The 16,162-nt window shown below is 56.7% G+C and carries 12 protein-coding genes; 5 read left to right on the top strand and 7 right to left on the bottom strand.

Features of this window, described 5'->3' with window-relative positions; genetic code table 11:
- The first annotated feature begins 70 nt into the window (after positions 1-70).
- The 3 genes from recC to recD are packed head-to-tail and all read left to right on the top strand — an operon-like array spanning position 71 to position 9,290.
- A complete protein-coding gene (gene recC / locus D6C13_RS05285) occupies positions 71-3,532 on the top strand; it encodes an exodeoxyribonuclease V subunit gamma (RefSeq protein WP_120131774.1) in 3,462 nt (1,153 codons plus the stop codon).
- A complete protein-coding gene (gene recB, locus D6C13_RS05280) occupies positions 3,529-7,242 on the top strand; it encodes an exodeoxyribonuclease V subunit beta (protein WP_120131773.1) in 3,714 nt (1,237 codons plus the stop codon). Before recC ends, recB begins: the two co-directional genes overlap by 4 nt.
- Positions 7,239-9,290, top strand: coding sequence for an exodeoxyribonuclease V subunit alpha (gene recD, locus D6C13_RS05275; protein ID WP_120131772.1), 2,052 nt, complete (start codon positions 7,239-7,241; stop codon positions 9,288-9,290). Before recB ends, recD begins: the two co-directional genes overlap by 4 nt.
- A gap of 21 nt (positions 9,291-9,311) precedes the next feature.
- Here recD and D6C13_RS05270 read toward each other — a convergent pair whose 3' ends face one another.
- The 5 genes from D6C13_RS05270 to D6C13_RS05250 form a co-directional block, all read right to left on the bottom strand.
- Positions 9,312-9,503, bottom strand: a complete 192-nt coding sequence (locus D6C13_RS05270; RefSeq protein WP_120131771.1) for a hypothetical protein — start codon at positions 9,501-9,503, stop codon at positions 9,312-9,314.
- A 174-nt stretch (positions 9,504-9,677) separates the two neighbouring features.
- Entirely contained in the window at positions 9,678-9,800 is a 123-nt protein-coding gene (gene yniD, locus D6C13_RS05265) for a small membrane protein YniD (protein WP_120131770.1), read from the bottom strand.
- A 9-nt stretch (positions 9,801-9,809) separates the two neighbouring features.
- On the bottom strand, positions 9,810-9,959 hold the full coding sequence (locus tag D6C13_RS25590) for a hypothetical protein (protein ID WP_167457985.1): 150 nt from the start codon (positions 9,957-9,959) through the stop codon (positions 9,810-9,812).
- A 98-nt stretch (positions 9,960-10,057) separates the two neighbouring features.
- A complete protein-coding gene (locus D6C13_RS05255; protein WP_120131768.1) occupies positions 10,058-11,302 on the bottom strand; it encodes an MFS transporter in 1,245 nt (414 codons plus the stop codon).
- Complete coding sequence (locus D6C13_RS05250; RefSeq protein ID WP_120131767.1) at positions 11,299-12,450, bottom strand: serine hydrolase domain-containing protein; 1,152 nt, start codon at positions 12,448-12,450, stop codon at positions 11,299-11,301. The genes D6C13_RS05255 and D6C13_RS05250 overlap by 4 nt, the downstream gene beginning before the upstream one ends.
- A 115-nt stretch (positions 12,451-12,565) precedes the next feature.
- On the opposite strand from D6C13_RS05250, the gene D6C13_RS05245 reads away from it, so the two are divergent.
- The gene (locus tag D6C13_RS05245) at positions 12,566-13,474 is read left to right on the top strand and encodes a LysR family transcriptional regulator (protein ID WP_120131866.1); all 909 of its coding nucleotides are present in this window, start codon (positions 12,566-12,568) and stop codon (positions 13,472-13,474) included.
- Between the two features lie 150 nt (positions 13,475-13,624).
- Here D6C13_RS05245 and D6C13_RS05240 read toward each other — a convergent pair whose 3' ends face one another.
- Positions 13,625-13,897: a hypothetical protein gene (locus tag D6C13_RS05240; RefSeq protein WP_113875950.1), complete on the bottom strand. Its 273-nt coding sequence runs from the start codon at positions 13,895-13,897 to the stop codon at positions 13,625-13,627.
- A 90-nt stretch (positions 13,898-13,987) separates the two neighbouring features.
- Positions 13,988-14,716, bottom strand: a complete 729-nt coding sequence (locus D6C13_RS05235) for a DUF3053 domain-containing protein (protein WP_120131766.1) — start codon at positions 14,714-14,716, stop codon at positions 13,988-13,990.
- A gap of 122 nt (positions 14,717-14,838) precedes the next feature.
- Here D6C13_RS05235 and D6C13_RS05230 point away from each other — a divergent pair, with 122 nt between their 5' ends.
- Entirely contained in the window at positions 14,839-15,954 is a 1,116-nt protein-coding gene (locus D6C13_RS05230) for a DUF1615 domain-containing protein (RefSeq protein WP_167457988.1), read from the top strand.
- The last annotated feature ends 208 nt before the right edge of the window (positions 15,955-16,162 follow it).

Raw genomic sequence — 16,162 nt, 5'->3', positions numbered from 1 at the left:
CTGTCCTTTCAATCCTTTCCAAATCAACGCAAAATCTGAACCCTGACAGGCGATAACAAGGGATGCGGGCGTGAATTCAGGTTTGATGGTGTTACACGGAAATCACTCAGAAGCGCTGAGGGACGTGCTGGTCTCGTGGATGGCGGCGCATCCACTGTCGCCGCTGGAAAATGAAGTGATTCTGGTTCAGAGCAACGGTGTAAACCAGTGGCTGAAACTGGCGCTGGCCCGCGATGTGGCCGACGGTGGTTGCGGGATCGCGGCAGCGCTGGATATCAAACTTCCGGCGCGCTTTTTCTGGCAGGTTTACCGCGCGGTGCTCGGCAAAGAACAGGTGCCGGAATCGTCGCCATTCGACCGTCCGCTGCTGACCTGGCGCCTGATCCGCCTGCTGCCTGAACTGCTTGCCGAACCGGTGTTTGCGCCACTGGCACGTTTCTTAAAAGATGACGGCGATATGCGCAAACTGCATCAGCTTTCCCAACGTCTGGCGGATTTATTCGACCAGTATCAGGTTTACCGCGCTGACTGGCTGGAAGACTGGGGCAACGGGCTGGATGTTCTGCGCACCAGCCGTAAAGGTAACGAGCCGTTGCCGGAAAACCTGCTGTGGCAGCCGCAACTGTGGCGTGCGCTGCTGGCAGATGTGCCTGAAAATGAGCGCGGCACCAGCCGTGCGGCGCTGCATCAGCGGTTCCTGCAACACGCGCTAACCCTCCCTGCAGACCAGCGTCCTGCCGGTTTACCCGCACGACTGGTGGTGTTTGGTATCTCCTCCTTACCGCAACAATCCCTTGAACTGCTGGCAGTACTGGGCCGCTGGACACATATCTTTATGTGTGTGCATAACCCGTGCGAGCACGACTGGAGCGATATTATCGCTGATAAAGATCTGCTGCGTGCAGAACGCAAACGCCAGTTACGTAAGCCGGGAATGCCGCAGGTAATTAGCGAAGATGAACTCCATCAGCACGCGCATCCGCTGCTGGCGGCGTGGGGCAAACAAGGGCGCGATTATATCGGTCTGCTCAATGAATATGACAATCACGAATCCTATGCCGCGCAACTGGCGCCGGTGATCCCGCGCATCGATCTCTTTACGTCGAACGGCACCGATACCCTGTTACATCAGTTACAGGAAGATATTTTACAGCTGCGCCCGCTGGCCGAAACAATCAAAGAATGGCCCGCGGTCGATATTCAAAACGACGATTCCCTGCGCTTCTATATTACCCACAGCGCACAGCGCGAAGTGGAAGTGTTGCACGACCGCCTGCTGGCAGCGCTGGCGGCAGATCCGACGCTGAAAGCGCGCGATATCATCGTGATGGTGCCGGACATCAACGGGTATGCGCCGCACATTCAGGCAGTATTTGGCCTGATGGAACGCAGCGACCCGCGTTATATCCCGTTCACCGTCGCCGATCAGGGGCCGCGCCAGAACAACTCTTTACTTGGCGCGCTGGAAAGCCTGCTGGAACTGCCGCAGTCGCGTTTTGCGGTCAGCGATTTGCTGGATTTACTCGATGTGCCGTCGGTGCGTCAGCGTTTTGCCATCGAAGAAGAACAACTGCCGCTACTGCACCGCTGGATCCGCGCCGCTAATGTGCGCTGGGGGCTGCATGCAAAACAGCGTCAGAGCCTCGAACTGCCGTTGTCGCCGGAGCAAAACAGCTGGTTCTTCGGCCTGCAACGGATGTTGCTCGGTTATGCAGTGGGCAGCGGTGAGGCGTGGGAAAACATCGAGCCGCTGGATGAAATCGGCGGACTGGATGCGGCGCTGATTGGCCCGTTGTCGCATCTGCTGAACTGTCTTGATGATACCTGGCGTCAGCTGCGGGAACCTGCGCCGCCGCTGGTGTGGGGCGAGCGTCTGCGTAATATTCTTTCGCAATACTTCGCGGAAGATGACGGCGAAGACGGCTTTATTTTAGTGCGTCTGCATGGCGAGCTGGAAACCTGGCTCGAGGCCTGCGAAAGCGTGGATTTACAGGCCGAACTGCCGCTGTCGGTGGTACGCGATCACTGGCTGGCGCAGTTCGATCAGTCCGGCCTGACACAACCGTTTTTCGGCGGCGCAGTGACGTTTGCCACGCTGATGCCGATGCGTGCCATTCCGTTCCGCCACGTTTATCTGCTGGGCATGAACGACGGCGATTATCCGCGTAACCGTGTGCCGATGGATTTCGACCTGATGGGGCGCGATTACCGTCCCGGTGACCGTTCGCGCCGCGAAGATGACCGTTATCTGTTCCTGGAAGCGCTGCTTTCTGCGCGCGAACGCTTACACATCAGCTGGGTAGGGCGCAGCATTCATGACAACACCGAGCGGCCGCCGTCCGTGCTGGTGGCGCAGTTGCGTGACCATCTGGCGGCAGGCTGGAAAGCGGAAGACGGCGAAGATTTAGTACATGCGTTGACCGTCGAACATCGTCTGCAACCGTTCAACCGCGACTATTTTAGTCAGGAAAGTACGCTGTTCAGTTACGCCCACGAATGGCGCGCCGGACTGGAAGCGGAAACTGCCGCAATTGTCGCGCAACCCTTGCAACCGGTGGAGCAGGAAGGCGCGCTGACGCTGCGTCAGCTGTCGGATTTTCTGTCAGATCCGGTGCGCAGTTTCTTCCGCCAGCGGCTGAATATCTATTTTGAACTTGAAAATCCCGGCAGTGAAGATCAGGAACCGTTCGACATCAATGCGCTGGAAAACTGGCGTTTGCAGGATGAGCTGATCCGCGCACAGAAATGGGCGCTGGAAGCGGGCGTTTCGCGGCAGGACGTTTTACGCCAGCAGCTTGAACGCATTGAGCGGCGCGGCGAGCTGGCACCGGGTGAATTTGCTGCGGTGCTGAGTGAGGATCTGGCAGAGCCGATGGATACACTGTTTGACAGCTATCAGCAGGTGCTGGATAACTGGCCGCAACCGCTGGCTAATGAGGCGCTGGAATCTGAAACCGGCAGTGTGATGTTCTCCGACTGGCTGAGCGAACTGCGGGCAAATCCGGCAGGCGACCGTGCGCGCGTGGTGCTGGAAAGTATCGGCATCATGACCAAAGAACGCAGTTACCGCTTCGACCGGCTGCTGCCTTACTGGGTCGCGCATATCGCAGGGCATCTCGACGGAAAGCCAATGCAGACGGTGATTGTCAGTAAAAACGGCACCGCCGAATTGCCGCCGCTGGATACTGAACTGGCGCGCAATTTGTGGGAAACGCTGATTGAAACGTGGAAAACGGGGCAGTTGCGGCCGTTGCCGCTGGCAGTGAAAACCGCGTTTGTCTGGCTGAAAAAAGACGGTACAGAGCACAGTGCGCCAGACAGTGATGCTTGGTTCGCCGCCCGCGACAGTTATGAAAATCATGACCCGGCGAACATGAAATTTGGTGAGCGTGACAGCAATGCTTATCTGGCCCGTGCATGGCCGGATTTGGCCACGCTCTGGTCAGACGGTGAGTTCGCCCGGCTGGCGGATACCCTGCTGGCACCGCTGAGAAATCACTTATCCCGCAGCAAAAAAGGAGCGAAGGAATGACGGAGCAGACGGTGCCATCCACCCTGAACGTGCTGGACTTCCCGCTGACCGGCAGCCGCCTGATTGAAGCCAGCGCCGGTACCGGCAAAACCTTCACCATTGCCGCGCTGTATGTGCGGCTGGTGCTCGGGCACGGGGGCGATAACGCCTTCAGCCGTCCGCTGACGCCGCCGGAAATTCTGGTGGTGACCTTTACCGATGCCGCCACCAAAGAGCTGCGCGATCGTATTCGTGAACGCCTGTCCAAAGCCGCGGTGTGTTTTCAGGAAGACCCGCATGAGCCGTCATCTGGCGACGAATTCCTGCTAAACCTGCGCGCGGAATATACACCGGAGCAATGGCCGGGCTGTGCCCGCAAGCTGCAACTGGCGGCGGAATGGATGGATGAATCCGCCGTTTCCACCATTCACGGCTGGTGTAACCGCATGCTCGGTGAGCACGCGTTCGATAGCGACAGCCTGTTTACTCAGACACTGGAAACCGATCAAACCGAACTGCTGATGAACGTGGTACGCGATTACTGGCGCAGTTTTTATTTCCCGCTCGGCGAGGAAGAAATCCGTACCCTGCGTGGCTGGTGGCGTGCGCCGGAAGATTTACACCGCAGCGTGATGCCGCTGCTGGAATATGCTGAAGAGCTGGGTTCAGAGCAGACGCCAGCTGAAGTGTGCGAAACAGTCAGCCAGCAGAAAGCGGCGGAACTGGCTGAACTTAAGCAAGGCTGGCCGGAGTGGACGCAGGAGCTGCGCACGATCCTCGAAGGGGCGGTGGCGGCGAAAGTGGTCGATGGCCGGAAAATTCAGGCGCGTTATTTCAATCCGTGGCTGGAGAAACTGCATACCTGGGCGACCAGTGATGAAGTCATGCCGGATTTGAAAACCGGCTGGGAGCGCCTGACGCCGGAAGGTTTAGCCGAGTGCTGGAAGCAGGGCGAACCGCCTGCACATGCGGCGCTGACGGCGATGGAAACGTTGAAAGCACGTCTGGAAAGTTTGCCGGATGCCCGCAGCGGATTACTGCAACACGCCTGCCGCTGGATCCAGAACCGTTTTGATACCGAGCAGCAAAAGCGCGCGCAGATGGGCTTCAACGATTTGCTGACCCGTCTGGATGTCGCCCTGCGCAGTGACAACGGCGCGCGGCTGGCGGAGATCATCCGCACGCAATTCCCGGTGGCGATGATCGACGAATTTCAGGATACAGATCCGCTGCAATACCGCATTTTCAACACCATATACCGTGTGGCTGAAAACTCGCCGGAGCAGGGGCTTATCCTGATCGGCGATCCGAAACAGGCGATTTATGCGTTCCGTGGCGCCGACATTTATACCTATCTGCGTGCCCGTCGTGATACCGGTGGCCGCCACTACACGCTGGCGACTAACTTCCGTTCCACCCGGGCAATGGTGGCCGCGGTTAACGATGTGTTTGAATTAGCGGAAAACCGCCGCTCCGGCGAGGGCGCTTTCCTGTTCCGCCGTGGTGCTGAAAATCAGGTGCCGTTCGTGGCGGTGGAAGCCAAAGGGCGCGCCGACACGCTGGTGATCGACGACGCCGAAGCCACCGCACTGACGCTGTGGTATCCCGAGAATCAGACGGAAACGTTGCCAAAATCGCAATACGTTCAGCTGATGGCTGAAGGCTGTGCGGCAAAAATCGTCCAGCTGTTGCGCCTTGGCCAGCAGGGTTGTGCAGGCTTTGGTCAGCCAGGGGAAACGTTGAAACCGGTGATGCCGGGGGATATCGCGGTGCTGGTGAACACCGGTCGTGAAGCGGCGGCAATACGTCTGGCACTGTCAAAAAGTGGCGTGCGCAGCGTGTATCTTTCTGATAAGGAATCAATTTTTGAAAGTGCGCAGGCGGGTGAATTGCAGTACTGGCTGGCGGCCTGTGCCGCGCCGGAAAACGATCGTCTGCTGCGCGCGGCATTGGGCACGCCTTCGCTGAACCTTAGCTGGGAGGCGCTCGACAGGCTGAATCAGGACGAAAACGAGTGGGAGCGCTACGTTCAGCAGTTTCAGGCGCTGCGTACCTGCTGGCGCAAGCAGGGTATTCTGCCGATGCTGCGCCGCCTGATGTGGGAATTCGACGTGCCGCGCCGTTTGCTTGGCCGTGGTGACGAACGCGCGCTGACCGATCTGCTACATCTTTCCGAACTGCTGCAACAGGCCAGCGTGCAGCTCGATGGCGAACATGCGCTGATCCGTTATCTGGCGGAACAGTGTCAGGACGAACATCAGGGCGGCGATGCCCGCAAACTGCGCCTCGAAAGTGATGCGGATCTGGTGAAAGTCGTCACCGTGCATAAATCCAAGGGGCTGGAATATCCGCTGGTTTTCCTGCCATTTGCCTGTGCATTCCGCGCCGTGAAAAAGCAGGATTCACCGCTGAAATGGCATACGCCGGAAGGTGAGCTGGAAGTGGCGCTGAGTGCGTCCGATGAACAGCTGGCACTGGCTGACAGCGAGCGTCTGGGGGAAGATCTGCGCAAGTTTTACGTGGCGCTGACCCGTTCGCGCTATGCGCTGTGGCTGGGAATGGCTCCGCTGAAAGAGTTTGAAAAAAGCGCGCCTGGCTATTTATTTTTCAATGACCGTTTTAACGGCGGTGAGGCGATGGAGGCCGACGTGCTGCCTGCCAGTTTGCAGGCGCTGGAAACGGAGCATATTCGCGCGTGGCCGCTGCCGGTGTCTGACGGTGCGGTATATCGCAGCGAGCAGACGTTGCCGCAACTGGGGCCGCGTCCGCCGCTGCGTACCCGTAAAGGGCCGCGCTGGTGGGTGTCGAGTTTCTCCGGTCTGCAAATTGCACCGGCTGGCACGTATGTCATGCCTGAAATACTGAACAGTGAACCGCGTGGCGAAATCGAAAGCGCCGCACAAGACAGCTATCTGGAAGATCAGAGAACGCAGGTCGCTGCCAGGGAGTCGGCGCAAGCTCCGCTACAGGCGCTGTCGCTGCCCATGACCGGTGAGAACTTGTATGCGTTCCCGCGTGGCCCTGCGCCGGGTAATTTCCTGCACGGTTTGCTCGAATGGGCCGGTGATGAAGGGTTTGCGGCGCTGGCGGCAGACCCGGCGAAAATCGCCGATCAGGTCGCGCGTCGCTGTAATACGCGCGGCTGGGAAAAGTGGATCGTACCGCTGACCGGCTGGCTGACGGCTTTACTGACGCAGCCGTTGCCGCTGCCGGGCGGGAATACTTTTTCACTGGCTGAACTGGCGCCTTATCAGGTCGAAATGGAGTTCTGGTTCTCGCTGACCCGCGTGCCGACGCGACGCCTTGATAAGCTGGTTCAGCAACATACGCTTGAGGGGGCCGGACGCGCGCCGTTGCTGGCGGAAGATCTCAACGGCATGCTGAAAGGTTTTATCGATCTGGTGTTTGAGCATGACGGACGTTATTACGTGCTGGATTACAAATCCAACTGGCTTGGTGAAGACGCCAGCGGCTATGGTCAGGAAAATATGACGCAATCAATGCGTGATCATCGCTACGATTTGCAGTTCTCGCTGTATCTGTTTGCGCTGCATCGGCTGCTGAAATCCCGCATACCAGACTACGATTACGACCGGCACATCGGCGGTGCAGTGTATTTATTCCTGCGTGGCAGCCATGCACCGGGTAACGGCGTCTGCGTTCAGCGACCGGATAAAGCGTTAATGGAACAGCTCGACGTTCTGTTCAGCGGTGCGGAGGAACAAGTATGAAAATCAACAGCCGTGAAGAGATTGCCCGACTGCTGGCGAGCTGGGTGGAATGTGGCTGGTTGCGCGAACTGGATCGCGCACTGGTGACGTTTCTGGCAAAAGAAGCGCCGGATGCGCATCCGTTGTTATTGCTGGCGACGGCGCTGACCAGCTATCAGCTGGGGCGCGGGCATGTGTGTCTGGATTTGCAGGCCACGCTCGAAGACAGCGCGTTTTCACTCTCTCTGCCGCCGGAAGGTGATCATGCTGACAATGCGGTGATCCGCCCGGCAGCAGTGCTGGACGACCTGAGTTTGCATGAATGGATGGCGGCGCTGGCGCACCCGAAGCTGGTCGGACACGGCGAGGGAAATTCACCTCTGGTGCTCAGCGGACAGCGCCTGTATCTGCGCCGTTACTGGCAGTACGAACAGAATGTACGGGCGGCGATTGAACAGCGTCTGGCACTCAGCGCGCTGCACACATTACCGGCGCAAAGGGTGCAGGCACCGCTGACGGCGTTATTCCCTGCGGCGAACTCCGCTACTGCCAACTGGCAGAAACTGGCCTGCGCACTGGCGGCGGGCAGCGCGTTTAGCATCATTACCGGCGGGCCGGGGACGGGCAAAACCACGACGGTGGTGCGTCTGCTGGCGTTGTTACAGACGCTGGCGCTGGAAGAAAACGGTCAGCCGCTGCGTATACGCCTGGCTGCGCCGACCGGTAAGGCGGCGGCGCGTCTGAATGAGTCGATTGCCGGTGCGGTCTCTAAGCTGGATCTCAGCGGGCTCGGTAACGGCGATGAAGTGCGTGGGAGCATTAATACTGAAGTCGTCACGCTGCACCGTTTGCTTGGCAGCCGCCCGGATACCCGACATTTTCGCCATCATCAGGGAAATCCGCTGATGCTGGATGTGCTGGTGGTGGACGAAGCTTCGATGGTCGATCTGGAAATGATGGCAGCGCTGCTGGCGGCGTTGCCTGATCACGCTCGCCTGATCCTGCTCGGTGATAAAGATCAGCTGGCATCGGTGGAAGCGGGTGCGTTGCTCAGCGAGTTATGCCAACGTGCGGCGGGCGGTCATTATCTGCCGCAAACCCGCGACTGGCTGCAAAGTGCCACCGGTGAGCAGATCCCCGATGCGCTGGTGGATCCACAAGGGTCTGCGATGGATCAGGCGGTCGTCATGCTGCGCCACAGTTACCGTTTTGATGCGCAAAGCGGTATTGGCCAGCTGGCGGAAGCGGTAAACGAAGGTGATGTGAAAACGCTGAAACAGGTCCTGAAACACGGATATGCCGATCTCGCGCAACTGACATTAAGCGCTGACGATGACAGCGAACTGCGCAACTGGGTGGTGAAGGGAAGTGCAGCGCAGTTTCCTGCGGCGGCGAAACGCGAAGGTACCGAACCACCGGTCGGCTATCAGCATTATCTCAACGTGATGATCAAAGAGCGGCCAGCGGACGACGAACCGCCGGAAGCCTTTAACCGCTGGGCGACCAAAGTGCTGCTGGCGTACAGCCAGTTCCAGTTGTTGTGTGCCTTACGTGGCGGGCGCTGGGGTGTGGAAGGGCTTAATCAGCGCATCGCTGAAATTTTGTATCAAGAAGGATTACTCAAAGCTTCGGTCGGCTGGTATCCCGGACGTCCGGTGCTGGTGACCCGAAATGATTACAGTCAGCGCCTGATGAACGGCGACATCGGCATTACGCTGGAAATTCCGCACCGGCTGGCAGACGGTTCCGTGGTGCAGGTGCTGCGGGTGGCGTTTCTGGCCGGAGACGGCACTCAGGACATCCGCTGGGTGATGCCGGGGCGTTTGCAGTCGGTGGAAACGGTGTTCGCGATGACGGTGCATAAATCGCAGGGGTCGGAATTTACTCACACCGCGTTGTTACTGCCGGAGAATCTCAGCCCGATTTTAACCCGCGAGCTGATTTATACCGGTATCACGCGTGCGCGTCACTGGTTCAGTCTGGGATGTGTCGGTGGAGTGAATTCGGTACTGCCGGATGCCGTGAAGCGGCGGGTGTTACGTGCCAGCGGATTGATCGAAAGCGCGTAAGGTTTTGCAGAAGATAAGAAATCAGTATTCATACTCGTGAATTCTGACGGGTTTACGCAGAGCGCGGGCCTTGTTGCCCGCCACTTTGGTGGCCCTGTCAGGATCGCCCGCGACAAATTCCAGCGTCGGGGAGTAATAAAATGGCAGCCAGCCGCCGTAGCCATTCTCCCATTCCCAGCGAACCGGGCAGGGCCACAGAATGTCTTCGTACATGATGTAATAAGTCCATCGCCCGTGAGGACGACGCGGTTTGCGGTTATTCATAAGCAGACGAACGGGCTCTTAAAAATCACTAAGGATATTCTGGCCCGCGAGGCGGAAGGTTTCAAGCCCCTGACCGGGCTGGTGCTTATTTAATCAGTTTTAAAAGGGGGAATTTGCAAAACTTTACCCCCAGAACATCGCCGCCCAGCGCAACAGCATCAATGCGCCGCAGATGCACAACAGCACTACAACCATTTTCCAGTGTTTGGTCATCATCCTTTTGGTTACCCTCACTCCTCCTGCCATCAGGGCAATTTAGTGCGCCATGTGTTCATCCACATAGTGAATAACGTGCTCTTTCAGTTCAGGCACCGCCTGATCACTCAGCCATTCGAACGCCATCAGCAGCAGGGCGGCGGCAAGGATCACTGACAAAAGTATAACGGCTTTGTTACGTGCTTCCATGGTTCTCATTGTTTCATTTTCTGCCTGTTTTTTAGTCTGCCAGAAACAGGGGCTACTGGCAGACATTCAGGCAACTGGTTCCGGAAAGGTTTAAGAAATTATACCTTTTCAGCCGTTTTGAAACTTTGATCCTGTTGCTGCCCTTTAGGATTTTGTGCTGTTTTAGTATGGCGGGAGCCGGGACGAAAGCCGTGCATTTTAGCGCGCCAGGCGATGAGCAGTCCGGCGACCAGCAGAAGCAGCATCGTTTGCGGAAAAGCCTTAACGCCGGTGGTTTCCAGCAAGATACCTCCGGTTAAGCCGCCCCCTGCAATGGCCAGATTCCACGCAACGACCACCATCGACTGCGCCATATCGGCGTGTTCGCTGGTGGCGTCTGCGATAGCCGTTTGCAGTAACGTCGCCGCGCCGCCGAACGTGAATCCCCACAGCGCCACACACAAAACCACCATCGCGGGTGACTGACTGAAGAAAACCAGTGCCAGGGAAACCAGGGCAAACAGCACAAGGCTGAGCAACAGAGTCTGCCGCAAGCGCCGGTCAACCAGCAGGCCGGTGATACCGATGCCCGCCAGCGCACCCGTCCCGAAGACCAGTAATATCTGATCCGCACGATTGCTCAGACCCGATAGTTGCAGGAACGGCACAATGTAGGTGTAAAGTAGGTTGTGCGTCAGCATCCACAGCAGGATGACCAGCAAAATGCTGCGTACGCCGGGCATCGTCACCACATGACGCAACGACTGGCGCTGGCTGGCGGCCTGTCCGGGATAGTCCGGTACTTTTCTGATAACCCAGACCACCAGAAACAGTGTCAGCGCAGACATCACCCCGAACGCCATCCGCCAGCCGAGCAGAGACCCCATCCAGGTGCCGAGCGGAACGCCCACCGACAACGCCAGCGGCGTACCGACCATCGCCACCGATAACGCGCGTCCTTGCTGTTCAACCGGCACCATCCACCGCGCATAGCCTGCCAGTAAGCCCCACGCCAGACCCGCCGCAGCCCCGGCCATCCAGCGCGCAAACAGTGTCAGCATATAATGCGTGGAGAACGTGGTCAGGGTATTGAAAACCAGAAATCCGACGATGGCGGTCAGCAACGCAGTGCGGCGGTTCCAGCCCCGGGTCAGTGCCGCAAGAGGAATGACTGCCATCAGCGAACCGGCGGCATACAGCGTGATCAACTGCCCCGCTATAGCCTGTGAAACGTTCAGACCGGTCGCAATTTGCGGTAATAATCCGGCCGGAAGCGTTTCGGTCATAATGGCGATAAAACCGGTCAGCGCCATCGCCAGTAAAGCCGAAAGCGGAAGCGGGGATTTTTGTGCAGTGGAATTCATGGCTGAACTCCGTAAATGGCATCACGCAGTTCATTGACGAAAGCGCCTGACATGCCTTCATACAGCGTGTTGGTGAAAGCCACGACGCTCAGCCCTGCGGCACAGTCCACAAACCACGAATGCCCGTAGGCTCCGCCCCAGCGCCAGGTTCCGGCGGATTCCGGCGAGGCCGCCGCCTGCGGATCGCGCAGCACAGAAAAGCCCAGCCCGAAGCCGAGACCCGGTGATTCCGGCAGTTCAGCGCCGCCGGTCTGGTCACGTCCCATTTCATCGACCAGCGCAGGCGTCAGTAACGGTTCACCGCCACGGCGCAGCATTTCCAGCATTGTGAGCACATCGCCTGCGCTGCTGACCATGCCTGCTCCGCCAGAGGGAAACGCCTGCGCACTGAGCGCCCGCGCCACAGAATATTCGATACCCACGGTGTTTTCGAAAGCGGGCACTAATTCGCCTTCACGCAGGCGGTGAGGCTCAGGGAGATCACTGACATACGGCGTCGCCAGTCGTGTGGGATCGTGGGCAAAAAAACCGGTATTTTGCATATTCAGCGGTCCGGTCAGTTGTTGTTTCACCACCTCGCCGAGCGGTAATCCGCAGACCTGTTCGAGTACTGCACCTAATACGTCCACGGCAAGCGAATATCCCCATGAAGTTCCCGGTGCATAAAGCAAAGGGACACCGGATAAACGCCGCAGGTTTTCTGCCAGCGAAATAGCGCTGCTATCCATGCCGTCGGAGATCCCTGCGCGGGCGTACGGGCCTTCACCGTCAGGCTCAAAAAAGCGGTAACTCAGCCCCGCGGTATGACTTAATAACTGCCGGACAGTGATGTGTGCAGGCTGTCCGTCTGGCAGGGAAGGGCGAAAATCTGGCAGCCATTGAGTTATGTCGTCATCCAGAGCCAGTTTTCCTTGTGCAATCAGCGTCATCGCGACAGCAGAAACGATGGGTTTGCTGACAGATGCCAGACGGAACAGGGCGTTTTCCGCCATCGGACGGGCAGATTCACGGTCAGCCAGACCGGTGGCGCGGTGATAAATCAGTTCGCCGTGACGGGCAATCAGCACGATGGCACCGACCAGCCGTTTTGATTCAATCGCCCGGTCGAGAACCTGATCGGTTCGGGATTTCAGTGCAGCAGTGTCCATAGTGTTATCTCGGTTTCAGAAAGAGTTAAATCACGATAGAGAACTCCCTGTTGCGGAAAAAGTAGGGTAGATTTCCAGAATATACGGACGAAAATGTCCGCAATCGGAGGTGAAGGTGGAAAGTCTGAGCAGCCTGAATGTGTTTGTGCATGTGGCGGAAACCCGCAGTTTTGTAGCCGCCGGGCGCATCCTTGGTGTTTCCGCGTCGGCGGTGGGGAAAAGCATTGCGCGGATGGAAGCCAAACTGAATGTGCGGCTGTTTCACCGCAGCACCCGCAGCGTGACGCTGACTGCCGAAGGTTCGCTGTTTCTGGAGCGCAGTCGGCGGATTGTCGCGGAACTTGAAGCCGCAGAAAGCGAGTTGCTGCAACTGTCGGAATGCCCGCGCGGCAGGCTGCGGCTGAGTCTGCCACAGGTCAGTTCGCTGTTATTGCCGGTGCTTGGCGAGTTCATGCGCCGCTATCCCGATATCGAACTGGATTTAGATTTTACTGACCGAATTGTCGATGTGGTGGAGGACGGTTTTGACGCGGTGGTGCGTACCGGCCAGATGGCTGATTCACGCCTGTCGATGCGAAAGCTGGGCACGTTTCATCATCTGCTGGTGGCGTCGCCCGCTTATATTGAACAGTACGGCGCGCCCGCAGAACCGGCAGATTTGCCGCAACACCGCTGTCTGCATTTCCGCTTTCCGAATAGCGGAAAACTCGAGCAGTGGCCGCTGCCCGGCTATCAGGATTTAACGCTGCCCGTTTCAATGGTTTGCAATAATATAGAAACGCGTCATTGTTTTGCTATGCAGGGTCTGGGTATTGCCTGTTTGCCGGATTTTAGTATCCGTAAAGAGCTGGCTCGCGGACAACTGGTGAAAGTGCTGGAAGGGTATGTCCGGCGCAGTGCCGACTTCTATATTTTGTGGCCGTCGGGCGGTTATATGACACCCAAACTTCGGGTACTGATCGACTTTCTCAGCGAGCGGGTGTTTCCTGAAAATGCTGAGCTGGCGCTCACGTGTCCTAATTAATACTGTCTTTCGGTTTTACGCCTGCCGAACAGCGTGGCCGGTGACACTTTGCCTATCCGGAATCAGGAATGTGGTGATTTCTGAGGGGGATACTGGAGTTTTTGCGAAAATCAAAAGGCTCAGGCGAATTGCCCGGGCCTTTTTTGTCTTTTAACGGCTGCCCGGCAACAAAGATTCTGTGCACTTAAAGACATCTTCGCGGAATTTGCGGGAAGCTTCATCCAGGTCTGCCTGATTCGCGACGTCAGCGCGGTTGGCTTCTAATGCCTGATTCACCGCGATAGTGAACGCGTTTTCCTGGCTGGCATTGAGCACATTGCCAACGCTGCCAAACAGCAGGCGCATGGCAGAAATCTGCACCAGAAGTTCACGGTTTACGCGCTCGAGCTGGTCAACGCGCTTATTCAGGGTATCGTCATTCATAGGTGTCTCCTTATTTAATTGCCGCACACCATAACAAAAGCCTCGCCATGAAAAAACCGCCTTGCGGCGGTCTGTTCACTGGCTGCGGGTTTAACGCACCATTTGCTGCATCTGTCGGCTAAGCTGCATCAGTTGTGCATTGAGCGGCACCAGCTTTTGCTGGATAGCGTTGTATTTATCCAGCTGCGTCTGGTTGGCAAATTGCAGACGGTTGCCGGTGATAGTGACATTTTTACCCTGACTTTTGATGAAATCGGCTTTCTCAACAATCAGGTTCAGTACCTGCGGCAGTAAGTCGAAAACCTGTTCAGTGACCGCCGAAGGCTGAACGATGGTTTTATCGTAAGCCTGATCGTAGACTTTTTTCAGGTCATCCGGCTGTTTCAGCGCCGCGTGTTGTGTGTCGGCCTGCGTTTTCAGCATCGTGATTTTTTCTTTCCATCTTTCGCTGCTGTCCGCCATTTTCTTCAAATCATCACGCTGTTCAAGCAGGTTATTGACGCTGTTCACGCCGTTCATTCCTGCAAAAACAGGCACCAGCGAGGAATCGAGTTCAATGTTCATCTGATGATGAAATCCGGTAATGATGGCGTAATCTTTACTGTAATCGCCAAACTCTTTTTGCTGCGCCTCACTCAGCTGCGGCACAGCCAGAACCTGTTTATCCAGAATGCGGGTCTGAAGAAAATCGATGAATGCTTTTCGCTGTGCAGGCTCTTTATCGCCACAACCGCTGATGGCAAATATCATCAGTAACAGCATAAAAGGCTGCAAAAAAGCGCGGGGTAAGGTTGTTGTACGGGTCGCAGAATGCATCATTTCCTTGTTCCTTTATCTCCATCATCAGAGTTCTCACCTTAACGCATAAAGATAAATTTTTGCTAGATCAGCATGGCTATCTTCGTTAACGTCAACTTCAGGGTAACTATTTCAGGGAAAGGATGATTTTGATCCGTAAGCTATTTTCAATACGACGTTTTGCTCCGGTACTGGCGATGGTGGTGCTCGCCGGTTGTACATCCACGAAAAAGAGTGAAGCTCCGGCGCAAAATCCGCATGACGTGAAAGCGGATATCGTGCGGCTGATGCCTGCCAGCGCGCCGGACAAAAAAGGCTGGGCGACGGACATTACCGCCGCATTAACCACGCAGAATATTCCGGCAACCACAGAGAACATCTGTTCGGTGCTGGCGGTTGCGCAGCAGGAATCCAATTTTAATCCGGATGCACCTGTACCCGGCTTAGGCAAGATTGCATGGAAAGAAATAGACCGTCGCGCCGATGCGGTTCATGTGCCGAATTTCCTGGTGCACACCGCGCTGCTGTTAAAATCGCCGAACGGTAAATCTTACAGCGAGCGGCTGGATAACGTAAAAACCGAGAAACAGCTCAGCGCCATTTTCGATGACTTTATTGATATGGTGCCGATGGGGCAGAAACTGTTTGGCAACCTGAATCCGGTGCATACCGGCGGTCCGATGCAGGTCAGCATCGCGTTCGCCGAGCAAAATGCTAAGGGATACCCGTACAAGATTGACGGCTCAATTCGTAACGAAGTTTTCAGCCGCCGCGGTGGGGTGTGGTTCGGCGTGAAACATCTGCTGGGCTATCCGACCCATTACACGCAGTCGCTTTACCGCTTTGCCGATTTCAATGCCGGCTGGTACGCCAGCCGCAACGCCGCGTTCCAGAGTGCCGTCAGCAAAGTGTCGGGCATTCCGCTGGCGCTGGATGGTGATCTTATAAATTACGGTACTGAAAAACCGGGCAACACTGAGCTGGCAGTACGCACGCTGAGTCAGCGTCTGGATATCAGCAACAGCGCAATCCGTAAAGCACTGGAGAAGGGCGAGCAGTTGGAGTTCGAAGACACGACGCTCTATAAGCAGGTTTACGCCCTAGCGGATAAAACCACAGGTAAACGTCAGCCGCGTGAAATGCTGCCGGGTATTACGCTGGAAAGTCCGAAGATTACCCGCAAGCTGACCACCGCCTGGTTCGCCAAACGGGTGGACGGACGCCGTGCGGATTGTGTAAAACGCGCTAACGCCAGCTGACGTAAGGTAAAGATTTTTAAAGCCTGCCTGATATTGGCAGGCTTAATATTTTTCTTATCAGGCTACAGCCTCCGTCAGCGGCGGCCTGCGCGTTATTTTGCGCAGAAATAAAAACAGCGCGGATATAATCCCGATGAAATTAACGCTTGCTTAATAAATCTCACTGTGTGTAAATAGCGTCAACGGTTTGTGGTTAAGACCTATTTAT

The organism is Rahnella woolbedingensis (genome assembly GCF_003602095.1).
Classification (GTDB): domain Bacteria; phylum Pseudomonadota; class Gammaproteobacteria; order Enterobacterales; family Enterobacteriaceae; genus Rahnella; species Rahnella woolbedingensis.
The sequence above is the reverse complement of the archived record's forward strand: the minus strand, read 5'-3'. Positions and strand labels throughout refer to the sequence as shown.